At 63.5% G+C, this 17,099-nt stretch carries 17 protein-coding genes, 1 tRNA gene, 4 pseudogenes and 1 other annotated feature; of the genes and pseudogenes, 5 read left to right on the top strand and 17 right to left on the bottom strand.

Annotated elements, in window-relative coordinates; all coding sequences use genetic code 11:
* Positions 1 to 72: 72 nt before the first annotated feature.
* Complete coding sequence (locus BTO20_RS00515; RefSeq protein WP_232490984.1) at positions 73 to 369, top strand: hypothetical protein; 297 nt, start codon at positions 73 to 75, stop codon at positions 367 to 369.
* A 21-nt stretch (positions 370 to 390) separates the two neighbouring features.
* Here BTO20_RS00515 and BTO20_RS40145 read toward each other — a convergent pair.
* Together BTO20_RS40145 and BTO20_RS40140 are read right to left on the bottom strand one after the other, a co-directional pair.
* Positions 391 to 1,615, bottom strand: a pseudogene (locus BTO20_RS40145) (transposase).
* Between the two features lie 965 nt (positions 1,616 to 2,580).
* A complete protein-coding gene (locus tag BTO20_RS40140) occupies positions 2,581 to 3,414 on the bottom strand; it encodes a DUF4158 domain-containing protein (protein WP_232490991.1) in 834 nt (277 codons plus the stop codon).
* An 81-nt stretch (positions 3,415 to 3,495) separates the two neighbouring features.
* Here BTO20_RS40140 and BTO20_RS00505 point away from each other — a divergent pair, with 81 nt between their 5' ends.
* Positions 3,496 to 3,876, top strand: a complete 381-nt coding sequence (locus BTO20_RS00505) for a hypothetical protein (RefSeq protein WP_087072479.1) — start codon at positions 3,496 to 3,498, stop codon at positions 3,874 to 3,876.
* A 95-nt stretch (positions 3,877 to 3,971) separates the two neighbouring features.
* On the opposite strand, the gene BTO20_RS00500 is transcribed toward BTO20_RS00505, so the two are convergent.
* Both BTO20_RS00500 and BTO20_RS39825 read right to left on the bottom strand, forming a co-directional pair.
* A tRNA-Arg gene (locus BTO20_RS00500) sits at positions 3,972 to 4,044 on the bottom strand.
* A 197-nt stretch (positions 4,045 to 4,241) separates the two neighbouring features.
* Complete coding sequence (locus BTO20_RS39825) at positions 4,242 to 4,382, bottom strand: hypothetical protein (RefSeq protein ID WP_161976605.1); 141 nt, start codon at positions 4,380 to 4,382, stop codon at positions 4,242 to 4,244.
* Here BTO20_RS39825 and BTO20_RS00495 point away from each other — a divergent pair.
* Both BTO20_RS00495 and BTO20_RS00490 read left to right on the top strand, forming a co-directional pair.
* A complete protein-coding gene (locus BTO20_RS00495) occupies positions 4,375 to 5,280 on the top strand; it encodes an AraC family transcriptional regulator (protein ID WP_161976604.1) in 906 nt (301 codons plus the stop codon). The two genes, BTO20_RS39825 and BTO20_RS00495, sit on opposite strands and share 8 nt — an antisense overlap.
* Positions 5,281 to 5,573: 293 nt before the next feature.
* Positions 5,574 to 5,885, top strand: a complete 312-nt coding sequence (locus BTO20_RS00490; RefSeq protein ID WP_087072475.1) for an EthD family reductase — start codon at positions 5,574 to 5,576, stop codon at positions 5,883 to 5,885.
* A gap of 117 nt (positions 5,886 to 6,002) precedes the next feature.
* Here the strand turns inward: BTO20_RS00490 and BTO20_RS39085 are convergent, their stop codons facing one another.
* The 4 genes and pseudogenes from BTO20_RS39085 to BTO20_RS00475 all read right to left on the bottom strand — a co-directional run bounded on the left by BTO20_RS39085 (position 6,003) and on the right by BTO20_RS00475 (position 9,001).
* Complete coding sequence (locus tag BTO20_RS39085; protein ID WP_157680090.1) at positions 6,003 to 6,143, bottom strand: hypothetical protein; 141 nt, start codon at positions 6,141 to 6,143, stop codon at positions 6,003 to 6,005.
* The gene (locus BTO20_RS00485) at positions 6,140 to 6,508 is read right to left on the bottom strand and encodes an NlpC/P60 family protein (protein WP_087072472.1); all 369 of its coding nucleotides are present in this window, start codon (positions 6,506 to 6,508) and stop codon (positions 6,140 to 6,142) included. The genes BTO20_RS39085 and BTO20_RS00485 overlap by 4 nt, the downstream gene beginning before the upstream one ends.
* Complete coding sequence (locus tag BTO20_RS39080; protein WP_198344207.1) at positions 6,480 to 6,944, bottom strand: hypothetical protein; 465 nt, start codon at positions 6,942 to 6,944, stop codon at positions 6,480 to 6,482. The genes BTO20_RS00485 and BTO20_RS39080 overlap by 29 nt, the downstream gene beginning before the upstream one ends.
* A 796-nt stretch (positions 6,945 to 7,740) precedes the next feature.
* Positions 7,741 to 9,001: pseudogene (locus tag BTO20_RS00475) on the bottom strand (IS3-like element ISRru1 family transposase).
* Positions 8,586 to 8,717, bottom strand: a sequence feature (AL1L pseudoknot). Its footprint overlaps the pseudogene before it by 132 nt.
* A gap of 15 nt (positions 9,002 to 9,016) precedes the next feature.
* On the opposite strand from BTO20_RS00475, the gene BTO20_RS00470 reads away from it, so the two are divergent.
* Positions 9,017 to 9,451 carry a site-specific integrase gene (locus BTO20_RS00470; RefSeq protein WP_232490990.1) on the top strand — a complete coding sequence of 145 codons (435 nt, stop codon included), beginning with the start codon at positions 9,017 to 9,019 and terminating at the stop codon, positions 9,449 to 9,451.
* 21 nt (positions 9,452 to 9,472) lie between these two features.
* On the opposite strand, the pseudogene BTO20_RS00465 reads toward BTO20_RS00470, so the two are convergent.
* From BTO20_RS00465 to BTO20_RS00445, 9 genes and pseudogenes are all read right to left on the bottom strand, one after another.
* Positions 9,473 to 9,751: pseudogene (locus BTO20_RS00465) on the bottom strand (Tn3 family transposase); the annotation flags it as partial.
* Positions 9,752 to 10,113: 362 nt separating this feature from the next.
* The gene (gene istB / locus BTO20_RS00460) at positions 10,114 to 10,902 is read right to left on the bottom strand and encodes an IS21-like element helper ATPase IstB (RefSeq protein WP_087072468.1); all 789 of its coding nucleotides are present in this window, start codon (positions 10,900 to 10,902) and stop codon (positions 10,114 to 10,116) included.
* 26 nt (positions 10,903 to 10,928) lie between these two features.
* Positions 10,929 to 11,285: a hypothetical protein gene (locus tag BTO20_RS40135; RefSeq protein ID WP_232490947.1), complete on the bottom strand. Its 357-nt coding sequence runs from the start codon at positions 11,283 to 11,285 to the stop codon at positions 10,929 to 10,931.
* On the bottom strand, positions 11,282 to 11,617 hold the full coding sequence (locus tag BTO20_RS40130; protein WP_232491328.1) for a Mu transposase domain-containing protein: 336 nt from the start codon (positions 11,615 to 11,617) through the stop codon (positions 11,282 to 11,284). The genes BTO20_RS40135 and BTO20_RS40130 overlap by 4 nt, the downstream gene beginning before the upstream one ends.
* A gap of 565 nt (positions 11,618 to 12,182) precedes the next feature.
* Positions 12,183 to 12,269 (bottom strand): annotated as a pseudogene (locus tag BTO20_RS40125) (helix-turn-helix domain-containing protein); the annotation flags it as partial.
* A 133-nt stretch (positions 12,270 to 12,402) separates the two neighbouring features.
* Positions 12,403 to 13,656 carry a transposase gene (locus BTO20_RS40120; protein WP_232490989.1) on the bottom strand — a complete coding sequence of 418 codons (1,254 nt, stop codon included), beginning with the start codon at positions 13,654 to 13,656 and terminating at the stop codon, positions 12,403 to 12,405.
* Complete coding sequence (locus BTO20_RS40115) at positions 13,629 to 13,967, bottom strand: hypothetical protein (RefSeq protein WP_232490988.1); 339 nt, start codon at positions 13,965 to 13,967, stop codon at positions 13,629 to 13,631. Before BTO20_RS40115 ends, BTO20_RS40120 begins: the two co-directional genes overlap by 28 nt.
* Positions 13,968 to 13,975: 8 nt before the next feature.
* A complete protein-coding gene (locus tag BTO20_RS40110; RefSeq protein WP_232490987.1) occupies positions 13,976 to 15,181 on the bottom strand; it encodes a DUF4158 domain-containing protein in 1,206 nt (401 codons plus the stop codon).
* A gap of 600 nt (positions 15,182 to 15,781) precedes the next feature.
* Complete coding sequence (locus tag BTO20_RS00445; RefSeq protein WP_087072464.1) at positions 15,782 to 17,017, bottom strand: fatty acid desaturase family protein; 1,236 nt, start codon at positions 17,015 to 17,017, stop codon at positions 15,782 to 15,784.
* Positions 17,018 to 17,099: the final 82 nt, after the last annotated feature.

Raw genomic sequence — 17,099 nt, 5'->3', positions numbered from 1 at the left:
CTGTTGCCGCGGATGCTGGCCGACCGCACGAGCGGTCCACTGTTCCTCACCGCCCGAAAAGCCCGATCGTCCGTGGCTGCACGCGATGTCGACTCGTCGACGGGGCGGGCACGGCTGTCTTATCGGCGCGCGGCCGAGATGTTCGAAGGCCACACCGTCCACTACGACGACGGCCCGTACACGCTGCACCAACTACGGCATTCACGGCTGACGCATGCGGCCGAGGATGGCGCGTCGATGCCGGTGTTGATGACGCTGTCGGGTCAGATGTCGGTGCGAGGCCTTGTCGAGTACGCAAGAATCTCCGACGATGGGCTACGGCGCTTTCAGGCCGAGAGCGATCCGGCGGCGCGTCGGCCAGGGCGGTGATCGGCGCAGTGAGTCGCACCGTCAATCGCTCTCGTGGGCATCGGGATCGCGCAGCGGCCGGTGTGTTCCACCGAGGTCTGGTAAGTGGAAGGCGTAGTGGCCGTCGATACCGATGTGGGTGCGGATAAACGCCGATAGTCGCTGCGCGTCGGCGTCGAGCACCGGATAGCCCTGCGCGCGTAGCTGTTCCAGAGCGCGGTTGGTGTATAACGTATTCCACAGAACTGTGCAGTTGAGCACCAACCCCAGTGCGGAGAGTTGATCTTCCATGCCTTCGTAGTAGGTACGGGTCATCTCCCCCTTCTTTCCGTGGTAGATCCGGCGCGCCAGGTCGTGACGCCCTTCTCCGAGATTGGCCTGAATCTTGCCTTCCCTGCGGTACGGTTCGTCGTCGGCCAGGCGCAGGATGTGCAGGGTTTTGAAGATCCGCCCATAATGGGCGATCGCTTGACCCAAGGGGGTAGGTTTCCCGTCCGGGAGATCATCCGGGTGACGTCGTGAGCGGAGACCTCACACTCGTTGATCGACACTGCAACTCGGCACATGTCCTCCCAGTGCGCGGCGATCTTGTCGGTGTCGATGTGACCCGAGCGGCCTGGTTGAGTGGCCCGTAGTCCGCGGACCGGTCGAACCGCCATAACCGCTGATCGGGCAGATTCGCTAACTGCGGCCGGTATCTCTTGCCGATCAGGTGCATCAGACCGAACACGATGTCGCTGTAGGAGCCGGTGTCGGTGACGATCTCGTCGGGAGCTTTTCCGCCCTGCTGAAGCTGCACCACATCGATGAAGTTCAGGGAGTCGCGGGGCGTCCCGGACACGACCTTGGCCGCCAGCCCGGCGGACTGGTCGTTGAGCATGTTCAACCAGGTGATCCCGCGCTTACGGCCGAAGTACTTCGGGTTCGGTCTCGCGTGGATGGTGCGGACCGGAACCACGAACCGCATACCGTCCACCGAGGCGAGTAGCCCACCACCCCACAGCTGCGCCAATTCGATCTCGGACTGGGCCTCTACCAGCTCGACGTTGGCCGCAGTCAACGTCTCCACGCGAACGTAGTTCTGGTCGACATGGTGCAGACGGTCACGGGTCAGCGCGTGAACACCAGGGCTGGTCACCGGTGTGAAACCCACGTTCATCGCGTGCGCGCACAGTACGGCCGCGACCGACAATCCGAGATCGGCGACGCGGGCACCGTTGCCGGAGGCGTGGGTGAACGACTCGGTGAACCGGGGCACCCAGGACATGACTTCCAAGACCAGCTCGGGCAGGTCGACCTCGGGCAACATTGTCTGGACCCGGCGACGTAGATCGACCAGCGACGGCGGGTCCGGTTCTGCTTTCAGCGAGGCGAGGTGGAGACGCCCGTCCTCGCCGACGCTCGCCGGACCGTCACTGTCCAACCTCGCGGCGACCTCACGGTAGGCAGTGTCCATCGTGGCGGCATGCTCGGCGAGCAGCGGTGCCGGATCGCCCGGTAGGTTCAACGCGTTCATCCCGGCCTCGCGGGAGCGATCCCATGCTTGCCCGACCAGCAGCTGGGCTCGAGGGTCACGCCATCGCGTCGAGTGCGGGGCAAAGATGTTGCGATACTTGAGATGTCGATGGAACTGCTCCAGTAGGCACAAGGTGTAGGCGGCGCGGTCGACCGTCTCCGGTGGCCGAGGATCGCGATAGACCAGCCTCTTCCAGCCGCCACCGATGAGATCATGGTCGATCTGGCGGGCATCGAGCCAGCTCGCGGGTAGTTTCGACTTCGTCGACATCAGCTCACCGAGGGTCTTCATCGCTGCCAGTACCGCCGCACCGTCCGCGGTCGCTCCGAACGTCACGGTGTTCATCAGCCGGGGCAGGAACACCCGGACCGTGGCCAAGCGTCCCGCCAACTCTTCCAGGCGCTGCCCATCGAGTTCCGCGTCATCGACCGGCACCAACTCGTCGATCACCGCTACCGACGCGCGCAGCTCACTTTTGGTCGCGATGTTCTCGATCAGATCCCACAGCATGTTGACGCTGAGGTTCGGCTCGACCTCACTCATCTCCAACAGCATCTTGACCGCTGCCGAGAGCTTGCCTGCATGACGTGAGACGCGTGGGTATCGGCGCAGCTTCTCATCGCGTGACTCACGTTCGGCCTTCGACATCAGGTTCGTGACCATCAAAAGATCGAACAACTCGAGCACGTCATCAGTTGCCCTGTTCGACAGCACTTTCACCGTGGCGACCAGCACCGCCAGGCGATTGCGGCGGGCTCGATGCGCCGCAATGTAGGGGCCTTACTCGATAGCCCGTAGGTGGCCAGTGCGATCACTCGACGCTGCGGAACCATCGACACATCCAGTGATTGCCCGCCCAGCCCGATGAGGTCGGTCAACCGTTCCAGGGCGTCGAGCATACCCTTCGAGCTGGTCCGGAACACGCCCCGGCGAAGCCGCTCCAGTTCGCTGACACGACGTTTGCCCTCGGGTACATCGAGCAACGCCAGTAGCGCCGAAGCAGAACCAGCAGTGAGTTGATCGGTCAGCTGACTCCACAACCGCTGATCAGCGGCCTGTCGCCCGTCGGTCACCACACGTACCAGAGTGCGGGGACCGGGAAGCAGCGCCTGATGTTCACGTAACCAGTCGACCGCACTGGCGAATATCGCTTTCGGCCCATCGCCGGTGACCCACGCCTGATCGGCGACCCACGCCGCCAACTCCGCCTCGACCTCAGCATAGGAACTCAAGCCGTACTCGCGCTGGATCTCCCAAGCGTGTTCGAGTTTGGTTTTCTTCCGCTCGGTGTACTGCTTCACACACGAGGAGTCCTCGATACCCAACTGCTCGGCGAGATAGTCGACCAGCTCCAGGGGCGCATCGAGCGGATCAGCCAAAAACATTCCGAGTTGGCGGACTGTCACGATCTGAAGGGCGAACCCCAACCGGTTGTAGTCACGACGCCGACCAGCGATCAGCTTCCGGTCCTCGTCATCGAGGTAGAAAAACCGTTCCAGCTCAACACGGGACAACGCCCCGAACCGGCCGTAGCCGCCCTCATCGGTCATGCCGACATGAAATCACCTGTAGGTCCACGCCGCCGACGTCACCGCTCGATGTTCATCGCTTAGCGCCGGATTGGGCGGGTTTTGCTCCTCGACCCCCACATCGCCGATCTCTTGTATGGCATCCACCGCTGCACGCACGGCCATGGCGACGAACTCCCCGATGGCTTCGAATTGACTCCGTACGTCAATGGCATCGCGTTGTTCGAAGGCAGCCGCGGAAAGCTCCGACTGTCGGCTTCCGCAGTGCTCGGGTTGCTCGGCGTCGCCGTCTTCGCACCCGAGAACCACGACCAGCGCGTTCCCAATCCGAACTACAACCTAAGTTGGGGAGGCTACATCTTCCCGATCAACGCATGGTGGGGCTGGCAGGAACACTTCCGTGCGGTCATCAGTCAGGACGCTTCCCCACGCGTCACCCTCGAGTTCGGCGACTGGTGGGACGGCTGGGTCCCAGCTAAGTGACAGTTGTGACATCGCGTGACAACGAACCGACCGGCACCGACAACTGACAGAGATGAGATTTGGCATCACCGCACGTGAAGCGGTGTTTTCAACTGTGCCCCCGGCAGGATTCGAACCTGCGGCCTTCTGCTCCGGAGGCAGACGCTCTATCCCCTGAGCTACGGGGGCTCAACGGGCGATGGCTAGCGTAGCGCACTCGCAACGCTCGACCCAATCCGGCTGGTCACAACGCCTATCGCCCTCCGCCGGAACCGATATGACTGTTTCGCGGCTGCCGACGCGTTGTGGATACGAACTGGGCGCGAACTGGCTAGACACCGTCTGTTGCGATGCCCCACACTGGTTACCCACAGATATGACATCGGTCACAGCCTGGCCGACGTCGAGCCAGATGGTTTGGAGGCCTGAATGGGAACGTCGACGACGAGCACGTCGCGGCCGGCCAGACCGACGTCGTCCGTCTTCTCGCTGAAGAAGCTGGAGGAGTCGGAACGGGCGGTGACCACCGCCTTCTATCCGCACAAGGCGTCGATGGAGCGCAATCAGCAGCAGTTCCGGGGGATTCTCACCGTCCAGAACGTCGGTCCGATCACCATCGGTGAACTGGACTACAACAGCGAGGTCTCCCTGGACTTCCCGCACATCACCAACGGGTACCACGTGAACGTCCCGGTCGAGCACTCGATGTCGTCCAGATCGCGCGGGCGGGAGGTCCACATCACCCCGAAGCACGGCGCGATGTACCGCAAGGAGGCGGACGCGCTGCTCAAGGCGAGCAGGCGACTGCACATGACCGCGGTCAAGTTCGACAGCGCCGCCCTGGAACAGACGTTGTCGGCCCTGCTCGGCGAACCCGTCGAGGTGGATCTCGAACTCGCATCCGGGATCAATCTCGAGCGCGGCCTGGGCAAGGAGTGGTGGGACCTGCTCTCCGACGTCCGTCGGCAGATCGACGGCGGCAACACGCTCTTCAGCTGCCGGATGGTCGCCGACCCGCTGGCCCAGTCGCTCATGACCGGCTTCCTCCTCGCGAGTACCCATCAGTTCTCCGAGCAACTGCATTCGGGCGACTCGGTGGCGACGCCCGAGTCGTTGAAGCTCGTCGAGGACGCCATCATGGCGCGGCTGTCCGAATCGTTCACGTTCACCGAGATCGCGCAGGAAGTCGGGATCAGCCTCCGGGCCATCCAGCGCGGATTCGCCCACCACATCGGCACGACCCCGTCCCAATTCGTGCGGACCGAACGACTGCGACGGGCCCACGTCGACCTCGTCGCCGGTGATCCGTCGACCACCCGGGTCGCCGATGTCGCAGCCCGCTGGGGCTTCACCCATCTCGGCCGGTTCTCGGCGCAGTACCGAAAGCTCTACGGCGTGAGTCCCTCGGACACCTTGCGCTCCTAGGGTTCTCGACGCCCAGCCCTACTCCCCCCTCACCCACCCACCCACCCCATCTCCTCTCGATGCCGACCCCCTGCGGGGTACGGCCAGTGACGTGATCCCGAAACCCCTCTCCGGCAATCGACGCATGCCCTTGCCGCGCGTGAAAGGAAGCGAAGTTGACGACGACCTGCCGGTCACCACCGACCTCGACGGGCTCCGGCTGGAGGTCCCCGACGCGTTCTGAACGCGTCCGGCACCAGCCGCCTCCCACCACACAAGAACTGTTCGCAGTACCAATCACCAAGGAGTGCACCATGTATCAGATCGTGGCCTGCTACGGCCAGCCCACCGACACCGAGGCGTTCGACACCTACTACGACAGCACCCACGTGCCGCTGGCGAACAAGCTCCCCGGCCTCGTCGACTACATCACGGTCAAGTGCGTCTCGGCACTGCCCGGGGAAGGGGTCCCGTACTACATGGTCGCGACCCTGACCTTCAACTCGGAGCGCGACGTCAAGGCCGCGCTTGAGTCGCCGGAGATGGACGCCGCGAAGGCCGACGTCGCCAACTTCGCCACCGGCGGCATGGCCCTCTACATCGGGGATGAGGTCGACCGGACCTAGTTCGACCGGCCACCGTGTGCGCGACGATGGGAAACATGCTGCACCACAGCGTGTTTCCCATCGTTCGCACCGTCACGACCGAGTGCGCACCACCCCGAACATCACGATCCCCGACTGTCACGATCCCCGGCCCCAGGAGCCGCAACCATGTCCGCCTTGATGAAGACGTTCACCATGCTCGAGGTCTCCGTCCTCGTTGACGGTGACCGACAGGTGCGGGTCGGCATCGTCGTCGGGTACCGCGGTGGCGTCGCTCATCGCTGCGTTCCTCCTTCGCTCAGGACTCGTTTCACCACGAGCGAGCTCGTCGGTGAAATCGTTACCAGTGTGACGGGCTGGCCGCGTGTTGTGGGAACGGATGTCGCCAGCGTTGCGCTGATGGCGATCATCACCGTGCGGGGCTGGGTGCCGGTGAAGTCGGAGTAGATCAGATCGGCGGGGGAAATGGCGGTGGGTGCCACGCGTTGTCCGATGGTGATCTGCTCGGCAATGGTCGCCGGCATGGTGATTCCTACGCGGTGAAAGACGTACTGGACTGCCTGGGTTTGGCCGATTCGGCCGTTCTGGGGGCCGTCGACGGTGCCTGCCGTGTCGTCAGCGGTGATGCGGTCGGATACGAGCATGGTGGCGTATCGGGCGACGGTGGCTGCGGTGCTGGTGGTGAGGGTGGAGGTCAGCGGGGGTTGTTGGTAGGGGGGCGGTGGACAGTTTCGTGACGCATTCGCGGATTCGGGTCGGCAGGGTCGAGGGGATGTCGGTGAGGGAAGCGTAGGGGTTGGTGCTGGGGAGGGTGGCGGTCTCGGTCGGCTGGGCGGTGGTGTGGAGGGTGGTGGTCGAGGGGGTCGTCGGGTCTTGCGTTGCCGGTGCGGTGGTGGTGTCGGAGGAGGGGGCAGAGGGGTCGAGGCCGAGCACGCTGTCGCATTGATAGAGGAAGTCTTGCTGGGTTTGGCTCATGCCGCCGCCTCCGACGAAGGCGGTCATCATCGCGCAGGATGCTGCGGTGATGAGTATGGCTGCGGCCGTGAGGATTCCGGCGACGGTTTTCATGGTCGAGCTCACCTAGGAGTCCTGTCTGACGTGGTGGTCGGGCGCTAGGCGGGGGCGGGGTTGTTGCGCCTGGCTCTCGGCTGCTGAGGTCGTGGGGGTCGAGGAGCAAACCCGCCCAATCCGGCGCTAAGGATTTACCGCACATAGTGTCATACTATGTGCGATCGGATAACGGGTCGATGCGCCCCAGTCGGGCGACTCGAGAACCTGTGCGCGGTAGTAGTTCGAGGTTGATGACATGGGGCGGGTTCACAGGTTGTCGACGTCGGCGAGTGATGTGCGGCTGGCCGATGCAGTACAGATCTACTTGGCGACGATTATGGTGTCGAACACCCGCGCAACCTACGCGGCGGCGCTGAATCGGTTGGTGGTCGACTTCGGGGCGGATACGAATGTGGCGTTGCTGGGCTCGGAGCCGGATCGGGTCAGTGGCTGGTTCACCTTCGTGTGGGGTGGCAAGTCGGCGAAGACGTTTAACATCCGATTGACTGCGCTGGGGTCGGCGTGCGCATATTGGCGCGATCAGCAGTGGTTGGCCGGCGATCCGTTAGTGCGGTTGCGAACGCGGCCCGCACCGCCGGACACCAGTAGGGCGTTGAGCAAGGATCGGGTCACCGAGATCTTGGGATCGGATGCGGCCAGAGGGAACAGGTGTTATGGCACATGCTCTACGAATCCGCGGCGCGTGCCGAGGAGGTGTTGATGCTGGATGTGCCCGACCTCGACACAGCGAACCGCTGCGCGGAGGTGACACGCAAGGGCGGGGCACGCGAACTCTGAACCACCCTGGATCTGATGGAGACCTGGTTCAAGCCACGTCGCGGTCGGAGGTGGCTGTCGAGCGTTGTTGACGGTACTCGTTTTCGTAGTCGATGGGCGGTTGGTATCCGATCGAGGAGTGCAGGCGGCTGGTGTTGAACCAATGCACCCAGGAAGCCGTCTCGCGCTCGACCTCGCTGCGCCCGCTCCACGACTTCTGCCGGTCGATCAGCTCGGTCTTGTACAACCCGATCGTCGATTCCATCAACGCATTGTCGAGCGCGTCGCCGACGCTGCCGATCGATCCAGCGATGCCGGATTCGATCAACGCCTCGGTGAACGCCAGAGACGTATACTGGGAACCCGCGTCCGAGTGATGGACCAAACCCGTTGCAGTGAACGCGAAGTCGGACCGGCGACGTGTGAACAATGCTTGCTCGAGTACACCCGACACCAGCGGCGTCGCCTTCGTCGTCATGACCCTCCACCCGAGAATCCGGCGGGAGAACACATCGACCACGAACGAGGTGTACACGAAACCAACCAACGTCCAGCAATAAGTAAAATCGGCAACCCACCACTGGTCCGGTTGAGTCGGCGCGCCCACTGCCGGGCAATCAGATCCGGATGTCGAGGGGCACGATCATCGCGTTCGGTGGTCACCGTACGCCGGCGTCCGCGGACAACACCCTCTGCTCCGCAGATCGTCATCAACCGAGCGACCTGATCGCGGCCGATCTCGTGACCAGCGCGTTTCATTGCATGCCAGATTTTCTTGGCTCCGTAGAGGCGTCTGTTTGCCACGAAGAACCCGTGAACGGTGTTCGTGGCGTACGCCTCTTCCAGTGCCGCTGCGGAGACGGTGCCGCGTTTCTTGGCGGCGTAGTAGGTGGACGGGGCGATCTTGATGCCGTGCTCTTTGAGTACGGTGCAGATCGGGTCGACCCCGAAAAGGTGGCGGTATTCGTCGATGTACTCGACGATCACCGAAGTCGGCGGTCGACCTCCGCCGCTGCGAAAAACGCTGACGCTGTCTTGAGAATCTCGTTGGCTCTTCGCAATTCGGAGTTCTCACGCCGTAGCGCCTTCAACTCCTCGTCGCGGTCAACTCCTGCGACGGGCCCGTGTGCCTCGGTGGCCGGATCGTTCTTCTCGATCCAGTTTCGGATCGTCGCCGGGTTGATATCGAGCAGAGCCCCGACGTGCTTACGGGCCGTTACTTTCGGCTCGCCGTACTCCTTGAGCCGGTCGCGATACATCCGAACTGCCCGCTCCCGCGTCTCAGCATCGAACTTCCTTGGTGCACCCATATCTGCATTCTCCTGGTGAGATCACAGTCTCCACCAGCCCAGGGTGGTTCACTCGTCGCGTGGCAGAGCGCTACCGCGCGCCTGTTGCCGCGGATGCTGGCCGACCGCACGAGCGGTCCACTGTTCCTCACCGCCCGAAAAGCCCGATCGTCCGTGGCTGCACGCGATGTCGACTCGTCGACGGGGCGGGCACGGCTGTCTTATCGGCGCGCGGCCGAGATGTTCGAAGGCCACACCGTCCACTACGACGACGGCCCGTACACGCTGCACCAACTACGGCATTCACGGCTGACGCATGCGGCCGAGGATGGCGCGTCGATGCCGGTGTTGATGACGCTGTCGGGTCAGATGTCGGTGCGAGGCCTTGTCGAGTACGCAAGAATCTCCGACGATGGGCTACGGCGCTTTCAGGCCGAGAGCGATCCGGCGGCGCGTCGGCCAGGGCGGTGATCGGCGCAGTGAGTCGCACCGTCAATCGCTCTCGTGGGCATCGGGATCGCGCAGCGGCCGGTGTGTTCCACCGAGGTCTGGTAAGTGGAAGGCGTAGTGGCCGTCGATACCGATGTGGGTGCGGATAAACGCCGATAGTCGCTGCGCGTCGGCGTCGAGCACCGGATAGCCCTGCGCGCGTAGCTGTTCCAGAGCGCGGTTGGTGTATAACGTATTCCACAGAACTGTGCAGTTGAGCACCAACCCCAGTGCGGAGAGTTGATCTTCCATGCCTTCGTAGTAGGTACGGGTCATCTCCCCCTTCTTTTGATGGCGCTAAAGAAGACTGCCCAGAGATGCTAAGCGAAATTGCCCAGTTGGCTTGAGTGGCTAAGGTTAGCAGGTTCGTCGTTGCAGGGGAACGATTGTGCCGTCGCCGGGGGTGCTGGGGCGGGCAGCTTCTGGAGTGGTCAGCAAAGCGACGATGGTGATGGGTTCGCCGCAATGCGGGCAGGAACGGGTGGCGGCCGGCTGTGGGCGGGTGGCCGGCCTCGGTGACGGTGGCGGCGGTGTCGCTGTGTTTGCGTTGCTCCCAGGCGTGTTTGCGGCAGCGGTCTGAGCAGTAGATCTTGGTCGGTGTGGTGGCGGTGAATTCGGTCCAGCAGGCTTGGCAGGAACGGGTCTCAGCTGACATGGGCGGCGACCGCCTTACGCATCGTTTCGGCGGTGGCTTGGTGGTTGCGCAGCCGGTAGCTGGGTCCGTCGATACCGACCACGGTGGCGCGGTGCAGTAGCCTGTCCAACATGGCGGCTGCGACGGTGGCGTCTCCGAAAGCGGTTGCCCAGTCAGCGATCCCAACATTGGTTGTCAGAATCGTACTCGACTTCAGATACCGTTGGTTGATCACCTGGAACAACGCGGATGCCCCATCGCCGGGCAGCGGAAGGTAGCCAAGTTCGTCAATCACCAACAGTTTCGGTCCGGCGAAGAACCGCATGCAGGTGTGCCAGCGGCCTTCCAGGGCGGCTTTGTGGCAGCGGGCCGCCAGGTCGGCGGCGGTGGTGAAATACACCCGGTGGCCGGCCTCGACCGCGCCGCGGGCCAACGCGACGGCCAGCATGGTCTTGCCGACCCCGGGTGGGCCGACGAACAGCACGTTGGCCGCGTCGTCGAGGAAGCGCAGACTGGCCAGGTCGTTGATCAGTTTGGCGTCGACCCCGGGCTGGGCGGCGAAATCGAAATCGGCCATGGTCCAGGGTTCGGGCAGACAGGCGAACCGCAACCGTGAGGTCAGCCGGCGGGCTTCGGTGGCGTTGACCTCGATCTCCAACAGCCGCTCCAAAGCGGCGGTCAGGGACAGGTTTTCGGCGCGGGCGGCATCGAGGATGCGGGGTAGCGCTTCGGCTGCGTCGCCGAGTTTCAGATAGGACAGATGTGCCCGGAGTTGTTGGTATCGGCGGGCTTCGCTCATCTGTGGGACGGTTTTGCTCAAGGGGGTTACTCCTGGTTCTGTTCGGTTGGATGGTGTTGGGGAACAACGGATAGCCGTGCTGCGGTCGCCGCATAGACGGCCAGATCGATCACTACCTTCTGGGCGGGATCGTTCGCCGGGGCACCACGCAGCCGCGCGGCCTCGGCAACGGCGGCCACCGAGGGCGGTCGCCGGGTCTTATGAGTGCAAGGCCTGGCCGTCGAGAACCCCGATAGCACTGCCTGTTCGAGCGCGACGACGTGACCGGCATCGCGCACCACCGCGCCGCTGCCGTCGACCGCGCGGCGGTGCGCGGCAACAACGGCTCCCGATGCCGTGGTCAATTGCACGGTGTCAGAGCCCAGGCGGTGGGTGACGGTCACCGTGGCCCGGCCAGCCCCGGCGGCACCGAGTACTGATTGCCCCGCCAGGACACCAACGCTTGTGGAGTGACGATGCGGTGTTCGGTCAACTCGGCCGGATACGAACCCGTCGGCAGTGACCGTAGTGGTTCGGCATCGGCCAGGGCGCCGACGGTGGTGGCCTGCCCGTCGCGGCGCCGGCGGCGCCCGTCGAGCTTCACGCACAGCCGGTCCAGCGACGCCTGGGCTTGCTCGATCGTGGTGTCGTCGGTGACGGTGCGCCACCAGCGTTGGGCGGCAGCGTGATTGGACTTCTCCACCACACCCTTGCGGTTGCCCGTCGTGGCGGGCACACATCGACGGCGACAGCGTAGTGTTTGGCCACCCCGGCGAACGCCGCGGTGATCCGGCCCGATTCGGGATGACATACCGTGGCCATCCGGTCGAACCGCCACCGCTGGGTGACCCCACCCAACCGGATGCTGACCGCCTCGATCGCTTCCACGACGTGCGCGAAGTCCTCGGCCGGGCCAGCGCCCCGCGCCAGCGGCTCGAATGGGCCAACGCCCCGACCAGCAGGTGGGCATGCCGGTCAGCCGCCCACGATGCTGGTGGATCGGGCAGCTCGACCCAGTCCCACTGAGTCTCGACCCCGGGCGGATGATCGATGACCGCGACGTCGCGGCCCTTGACCGACTGACACGGCTCGCAATGCGGTCGCAGCCCCAGGTTTCGGATTGCCAGGGTCAGCGACGGATACGAGCCGGTAAAACCTAGCTCGACGAGTTCGTCGAACAGGGTTGAGGCCCACAGGTGCGGATCGTCAGCCAGGCGGATCCGGCAGTACTCGACGAACGGATCGATCACCAGCGGTTCAGAGCGTTGGCGTTGCCCGGGTACTCGTTCCCCAGCCAGATAGGCCCGAACGGTTCGGCGATTGATCCCGAGATGGCGAGCGATCGCCGATATCGACCAACCCTGCTCCCGAAGCGCATGCGCTTCCACATCACCCTCCAGCGACAGCAAACGACGGCCCTCCCATTCATCAGCGGAAACACAACTCCGCTGACGATGAGCAGAACCCCGACAAGCAGTCCGACGACACGCCGAACCACCGCTGCCAACTGGGCACTTTCAATTAGCGAGACTGAGCACTTTCACTTAGCGCCATCATCTTTCCGTGGTAGATCCGGCGCGCCAGGTCGTGACGCCCTTCTCCGAGATTGGCCTGAATCTTGCCTTCCCTGCGGTACGGTTCGTCGTCGGCCAGGCGCAGGATGTGCAGGGTTTTGAAGATCCGCCCATAATGGGCGATCGCTTGACCCAAGGGGGTAGGTTTCCCGTCCCGGGAGATCATCCGGGTGACGTCGTGAGCGGAGACCTCACACTCGTTGATCGACACTGCAACTCGGCACATGTCCTCCCAGTGCGCGGCGATCTTGTCGGTGTCGATGTGACCCCGAGCGGCCTGGTTGAGTGGCCCGTAGTCCGCGGACCGGTCGAACCGCCATAACCGCTGATCGGGCAGATTCGCTAACTGCGGCCGGTATCTCTTGCCGATCAGGTGCATCAGACCGAACACGATGTCGCTGTAGGAGCCGGTGTCGGTGACGATCTCGTCGGGAGCTTTTCCGCCCTGCTGAAGCTGCACCACATCGATGAAGTTCAGGGAGTCGCGGGGCGTCCCGGACACGACCTTGGCCGCCAGCCCGGCGGACTGGTCGTTGAGCATGTTCAACCAGGTGATCCCGCGCTTACGGCCGAAGTACTTCGGGTTCGGTCTCGCGTGGATGGTGCGGACCGGAACCACGAACCGCATACCGTCCACCGAGGCGAGTAGCCCACCACCCCACAGCTGCGCCAATTCGATCTCGGACTGGGCCTCTACCAGCTCGACGTTGGCCGCAGTCAACGTCTCCACGCGAACGTAGTTCTGGTCGACATGGTGCAGACGGTCACGGGTCAGCGCGTGAACACCAGGGCTGGTCACCGGTGTGAAACCCACGTTCATCGCGTGCGCGCACAGTACGGCCGCGACCGACAATCCGAGATCGGCGACGCGGGCACCGTTGCCGGAGGCGTGGGTGAACGACTCGGTGAACCGGGGCACCCAGGACATGACTTCCAAGACCAGCTCGGGCAGGTCGACCTCGGGCAACATTGTCTGGACCCGGCGACGTAGATCGACCAGCGACGGCGGGTCCGGTTCTGCTTTCAGCGAGGCGAGGTGGAGACGCCCGTCCTCGCCGACGCTCGCCGGACCGTCACTGTCCAACCTCGCGGCGACCTCACGGTAGGCAGTGTCCATCGTGGCGGCATGCTCGGCGAGCAGCGGTGCCGGATCGCCCGGTAGGTTCAACGCGTTCATCCCGGCCTCGCGGAGCGATCCCATGCTTGCCCGACCAGCAGCTGGGCTCGAGGGTCACGCCATCGCGTCGAGTGCGGGGCAAAGATGTTGCGATACTTGAGATGTCGATGGAACTGCTCCAGTAGGCACAAGGTGTAGGCGGCGCGGTCGACCGTCTCCGGTGGCCGAGGATCGCGATAGACCAGCCTCTTCCAGCCGCCACCGATGAGATCATGGTCGATCTGGCGGGCATCGAGCCAGCTCGCGGGTAGTTTCGACTTCGTCGACATCAGCTCACCGAGGGTCTTCATCGCTGCCAGTACCGCCGCACCGTCCGCGGTCGCTCCGAACGTCACGGTGTTCATCAGCCGGGCAGGAACACCCGGACCGTGGCCAAGCGTCCCGCCAACTCTTCCAGGCGCTGCCCATCGAGTTCCGCGTCATCGACCGGCACCAACTCGTCGATCACCGCTACCGACGCGCGCAGCTCACTTTTGGTCGCGATGTTCTCGATCAGATCCCACAGCATGTTGACGCTGAGGTTCGGCTCGACCTCACTCATCTCCAACAGCATCTTGACCGCTGCCGAGAGCTTGCCTGCATGACGTGAGACGCGTGGGTATCGGCGCAGCTTCTCATCGCGTGACTCACGTTCGGCCTTCGACATCAGGTTCGTGACCATCAAAAGATCGAACAACTCGAGCACGTCATCAGTTGCCCTGTTCGACAGCACTTTCACCGTGGCGACCAGCACCGCCAGGCGATTGCGGCGGGGCTCGATGCGCCGCAATGTAGGGGCCTTACTCGATAGCCCGTAGGTGGCCAGTGCGATCACTCGACGCTGCGGAACCATCGACACATCCAGTGATTGCCCGCCCAGCCCGATGAGGTCGGTCAACCGTTCCAGGGCGTCGAGCATACCCTTCGAGCTGGTCCGGAACACGCCCCGGCGAAGCCGCTCCAGTTCGCTGACACGACGTTTGCCCTCGGGTACATCGAGCAACGCCAGTAGCGCCGAAGCAGAACCAGCAGTGAGTTGATCGGTCAGCTGACTCCACAACCGCTGATCAGCGGCCTGTCGCCCGTCGGTCACCACACGTACCAGAGTGCGGGGACCGGGAAGCAGCGCCTGATGTTCACGTAACCAGTCGACCGCACTGGCGAATATCGCTTTCGGCCCATCGCCGGTGACCCACGCCTGATCGGCGACCCACGCCGCCAACTCCGCCTCGACCTCAGCATAGGAACTCAAGCCGTACTCGCGCTGGATCTCCCAAGCGTGTTCGAGTTTGGTTTTCTTCCGCTCGGTGTACTGCTTCACACACGAGGAGTCCTCGATACCCAACTGCTCGGCGAGATAGTCGACCAGCTCCAGGGGCGCATCGAGCGGATCAGCCAAAAACATTCCGAGTTGGCGGACTGTCACGATCTGAAGGGCGAACCCCAACCGGTTGTAGTCACGACGCCGACCAGCGATCAGCTTCCGGTCCTCGTCATCGAGGTAGAAAAACCGTTCCAGCTCAACACGGGACAACGCCCCGAACCGGCCGTAGCCGCCCTCATCGGTCATGCCGACATGAAATCACCTGTAGGTCCACGCCGCCGACGTCACCGCTCGATGTTCATCGCTTAGCGCCGGATTGGGCGGGTTTTGCTCCTCGACCCCCGAGGTGATCTGATTCTGGCCGCCCAACGTTGCCCCGACTGCGGCGCTGAGTTCCCGATCCGGTACGCCTCCGGGTACATCTATGGCGTTGCCGGTTGCCGGTGTCGCCGGCTCAATCTCCCCGCGATGTGTGCGAGAAATCAGGAGTAACGATTTCCGGGAACCGCACGTTTTCAAGGTTCCGTTATCCGCGGGCGTCGCGCCGGAGGACAGGCTGCAGATCAAGACATCTGGGCGGCACGCGTAATCAGCGTGTTCCCCCCGGCGTGATGATCCCGAACCTCCACACCCCAGAGGACATCGATCTCGGCAACCAAATCGCATCCTTGACAGTGGCGAATACGAAGCGACGCAGCGTGAACCACACGATCCGGAGGCAGAGACACATCCCCGGCGTCGGCGCCTCGTGGCGGCCGACCACGACGCCTCCGGGCTGAGCCCCTTCGGCCGGGTACCTGGGTGATTGTCGGTCGAATTAAGCAGCACTGCAGCATAATCCGACTCTTAGGCCAGCCGCCTCCCAGCCTCGCGCCGACTGCTGTCGAGTATCGCTGTCGCCAATCCGCGCCGCCTCATGTCGTTTCCCACGCGTGCGACGCGCGATCGTTGCGGGGTGTTCCGGAACCTGCTTTCGGATGCCGTCTCAGGAGCGTCGTCGGAGGTAGCGAGAAGAAACCAGTCCGGAAGCGCCAATTTGCAGATTGTGCGCACGGTGAGCATGTACTGACGAAGCAACGGACCTGTCGTATAGGGCAGGTCGTAGAAGGCACACACATCGCGCACTCGCTCGGCGATCTCGGGATACCGATTACTCGGCAGGTCGGGATAGAGGTGATGCTCGATCTGATAGCAAAGGTTTCCGCTCATGAACGCCATCACCCTTCCGGCCCGGAAGTTCGCGGTCCCCAGTATTTGCCGGAGGTACCATCCAGCTTTCGTCTCGTCCACCAGCACTGACGGGGTGAACTTCTCTGCTCCGTCCGCGAAGTGACCGCAGACGATGACCGCGTACGCCCAGACGTTGCGCAGTCCGTTGGCCACCACGTTGGCCGCCAGCGTGCGCCACCACCGGCGGCCACTCAGCGCGGGAAAAGCGACGTAGTCCTTGCTGACCTGCCGAACGATCTTGCGGACGAGCGCTTTGCTATGAGCGGATTTGCCCGCGCTCGTCGTCTCCCGCTCTTGCACCGAATACAAACCGTGCAATGCGACGCCCCACTCGAACAAGACCGCCAACAACACCGCGCGCAAGGGTTGCATCAAGGCACGCGGCCGCCACTTCTCGTCGCGCGTCACCCGGAAGACTCCGAAGCCGAGATCGTCGTCTACGCCGATGACATTAGTGAAGACGTGATGCCGGTAGTTGTGAGAGTTCTGCCAGTGCGCCGTGAGACCGGCCATGTCCCACTCCCAGGTCGTGGAATGGATCTCGGGGTCGTTCATCCAATCCCATTGGCCGTGGCTGATGTTGTGGCCCAGTTCCATGTTCTCGATGCATTTGGCCGCGGCCAGGGTTGCCGTTCCGACAACCCAGCCGAGCTTGCCTTTGCTTACGCCGATGGTCAGCCTTGCCGCAATCTCAAGCATTCTATGCAAAGCAATCGCACGCTTGATGTATGCCCGATCATCGGCGCCGCGCGAAGACTCGATATCGGACCGGATTGCGTCCAGCGCGGCCGCCAACTCATCGAGGTCTGTATCGCTCAGATGGGCGTATTCAGGTATGTCGGTGATTGCCATAGCTACTCAACGCAATTCGCGCGCAGTGGTGGAGCTCGTTCGCGACGACGCACAGACGGGCAAGGCTCGCCAAGGCCGACAT

Source organism: Mycobacterium dioxanotrophicus, from assembly GCF_002157835.1.
Lineage (GTDB): Bacteria > Actinomycetota > Actinomycetes > Mycobacteriales > Mycobacteriaceae > Mycobacterium > Mycobacterium dioxanotrophicus.
The sequence above is the reverse complement of the archived record's forward strand: the minus strand, read 5'-3'. Positions and strand labels throughout refer to the sequence as shown.

Excerpts from the sequence above, each read along its gene's own strand:
- BTO20_RS00445 (WP_087072464.1), bottom strand. The coding sequence starts at position 17,017 with ATGGCAATCACCGACATACCTGAATACGCCCATCTGAGCGATACAGAC.
- BTO20_RS00490 (WP_087072475.1), top strand. The coding sequence starts at position 5,574 with ATGTATCAGATCGTGGCCTGCTACGGCCAGCCCACCGACACCGAGGCG.
- BTO20_RS40110 (WP_232490987.1), bottom strand. The coding sequence starts at position 15,181 with ATGACCGATGAGGGCGGCTACGGCCGGTTCGGGGCGTTGTCCCGTGTT.
- BTO20_RS40140 (WP_232490991.1), bottom strand. The coding sequence starts at position 3,414 with ATGACCGATGAGGGCGGCTACGGCCGGTTCGGGGCGTTGTCCCGTGTT.
- istB (WP_087072468.1), bottom strand. The coding sequence starts at position 10,902 with ATGAGCGAAGCCCGCCGATACCAACAACTCCGGGCACATCTGTCCTAT.
- BTO20_RS39085 (WP_157680090.1), bottom strand. The coding sequence starts at position 6,143 with ATGAGCGACGCCACCGCGGTACCCGACGACGATGCCGACCCGCACCTG.
- BTO20_RS40120 (WP_232490989.1), bottom strand. The coding sequence starts at position 13,656 with ATGGGATCGCTCCGCGAGGCCGGGATGAACGCGTTGAACCTACCGGGC.
- BTO20_RS00485 (WP_087072472.1), bottom strand. The coding sequence starts at position 6,508 with ATGCTCGTATCCGACCGCATCACCGCTGACGACACGGCAGGCACCGTC.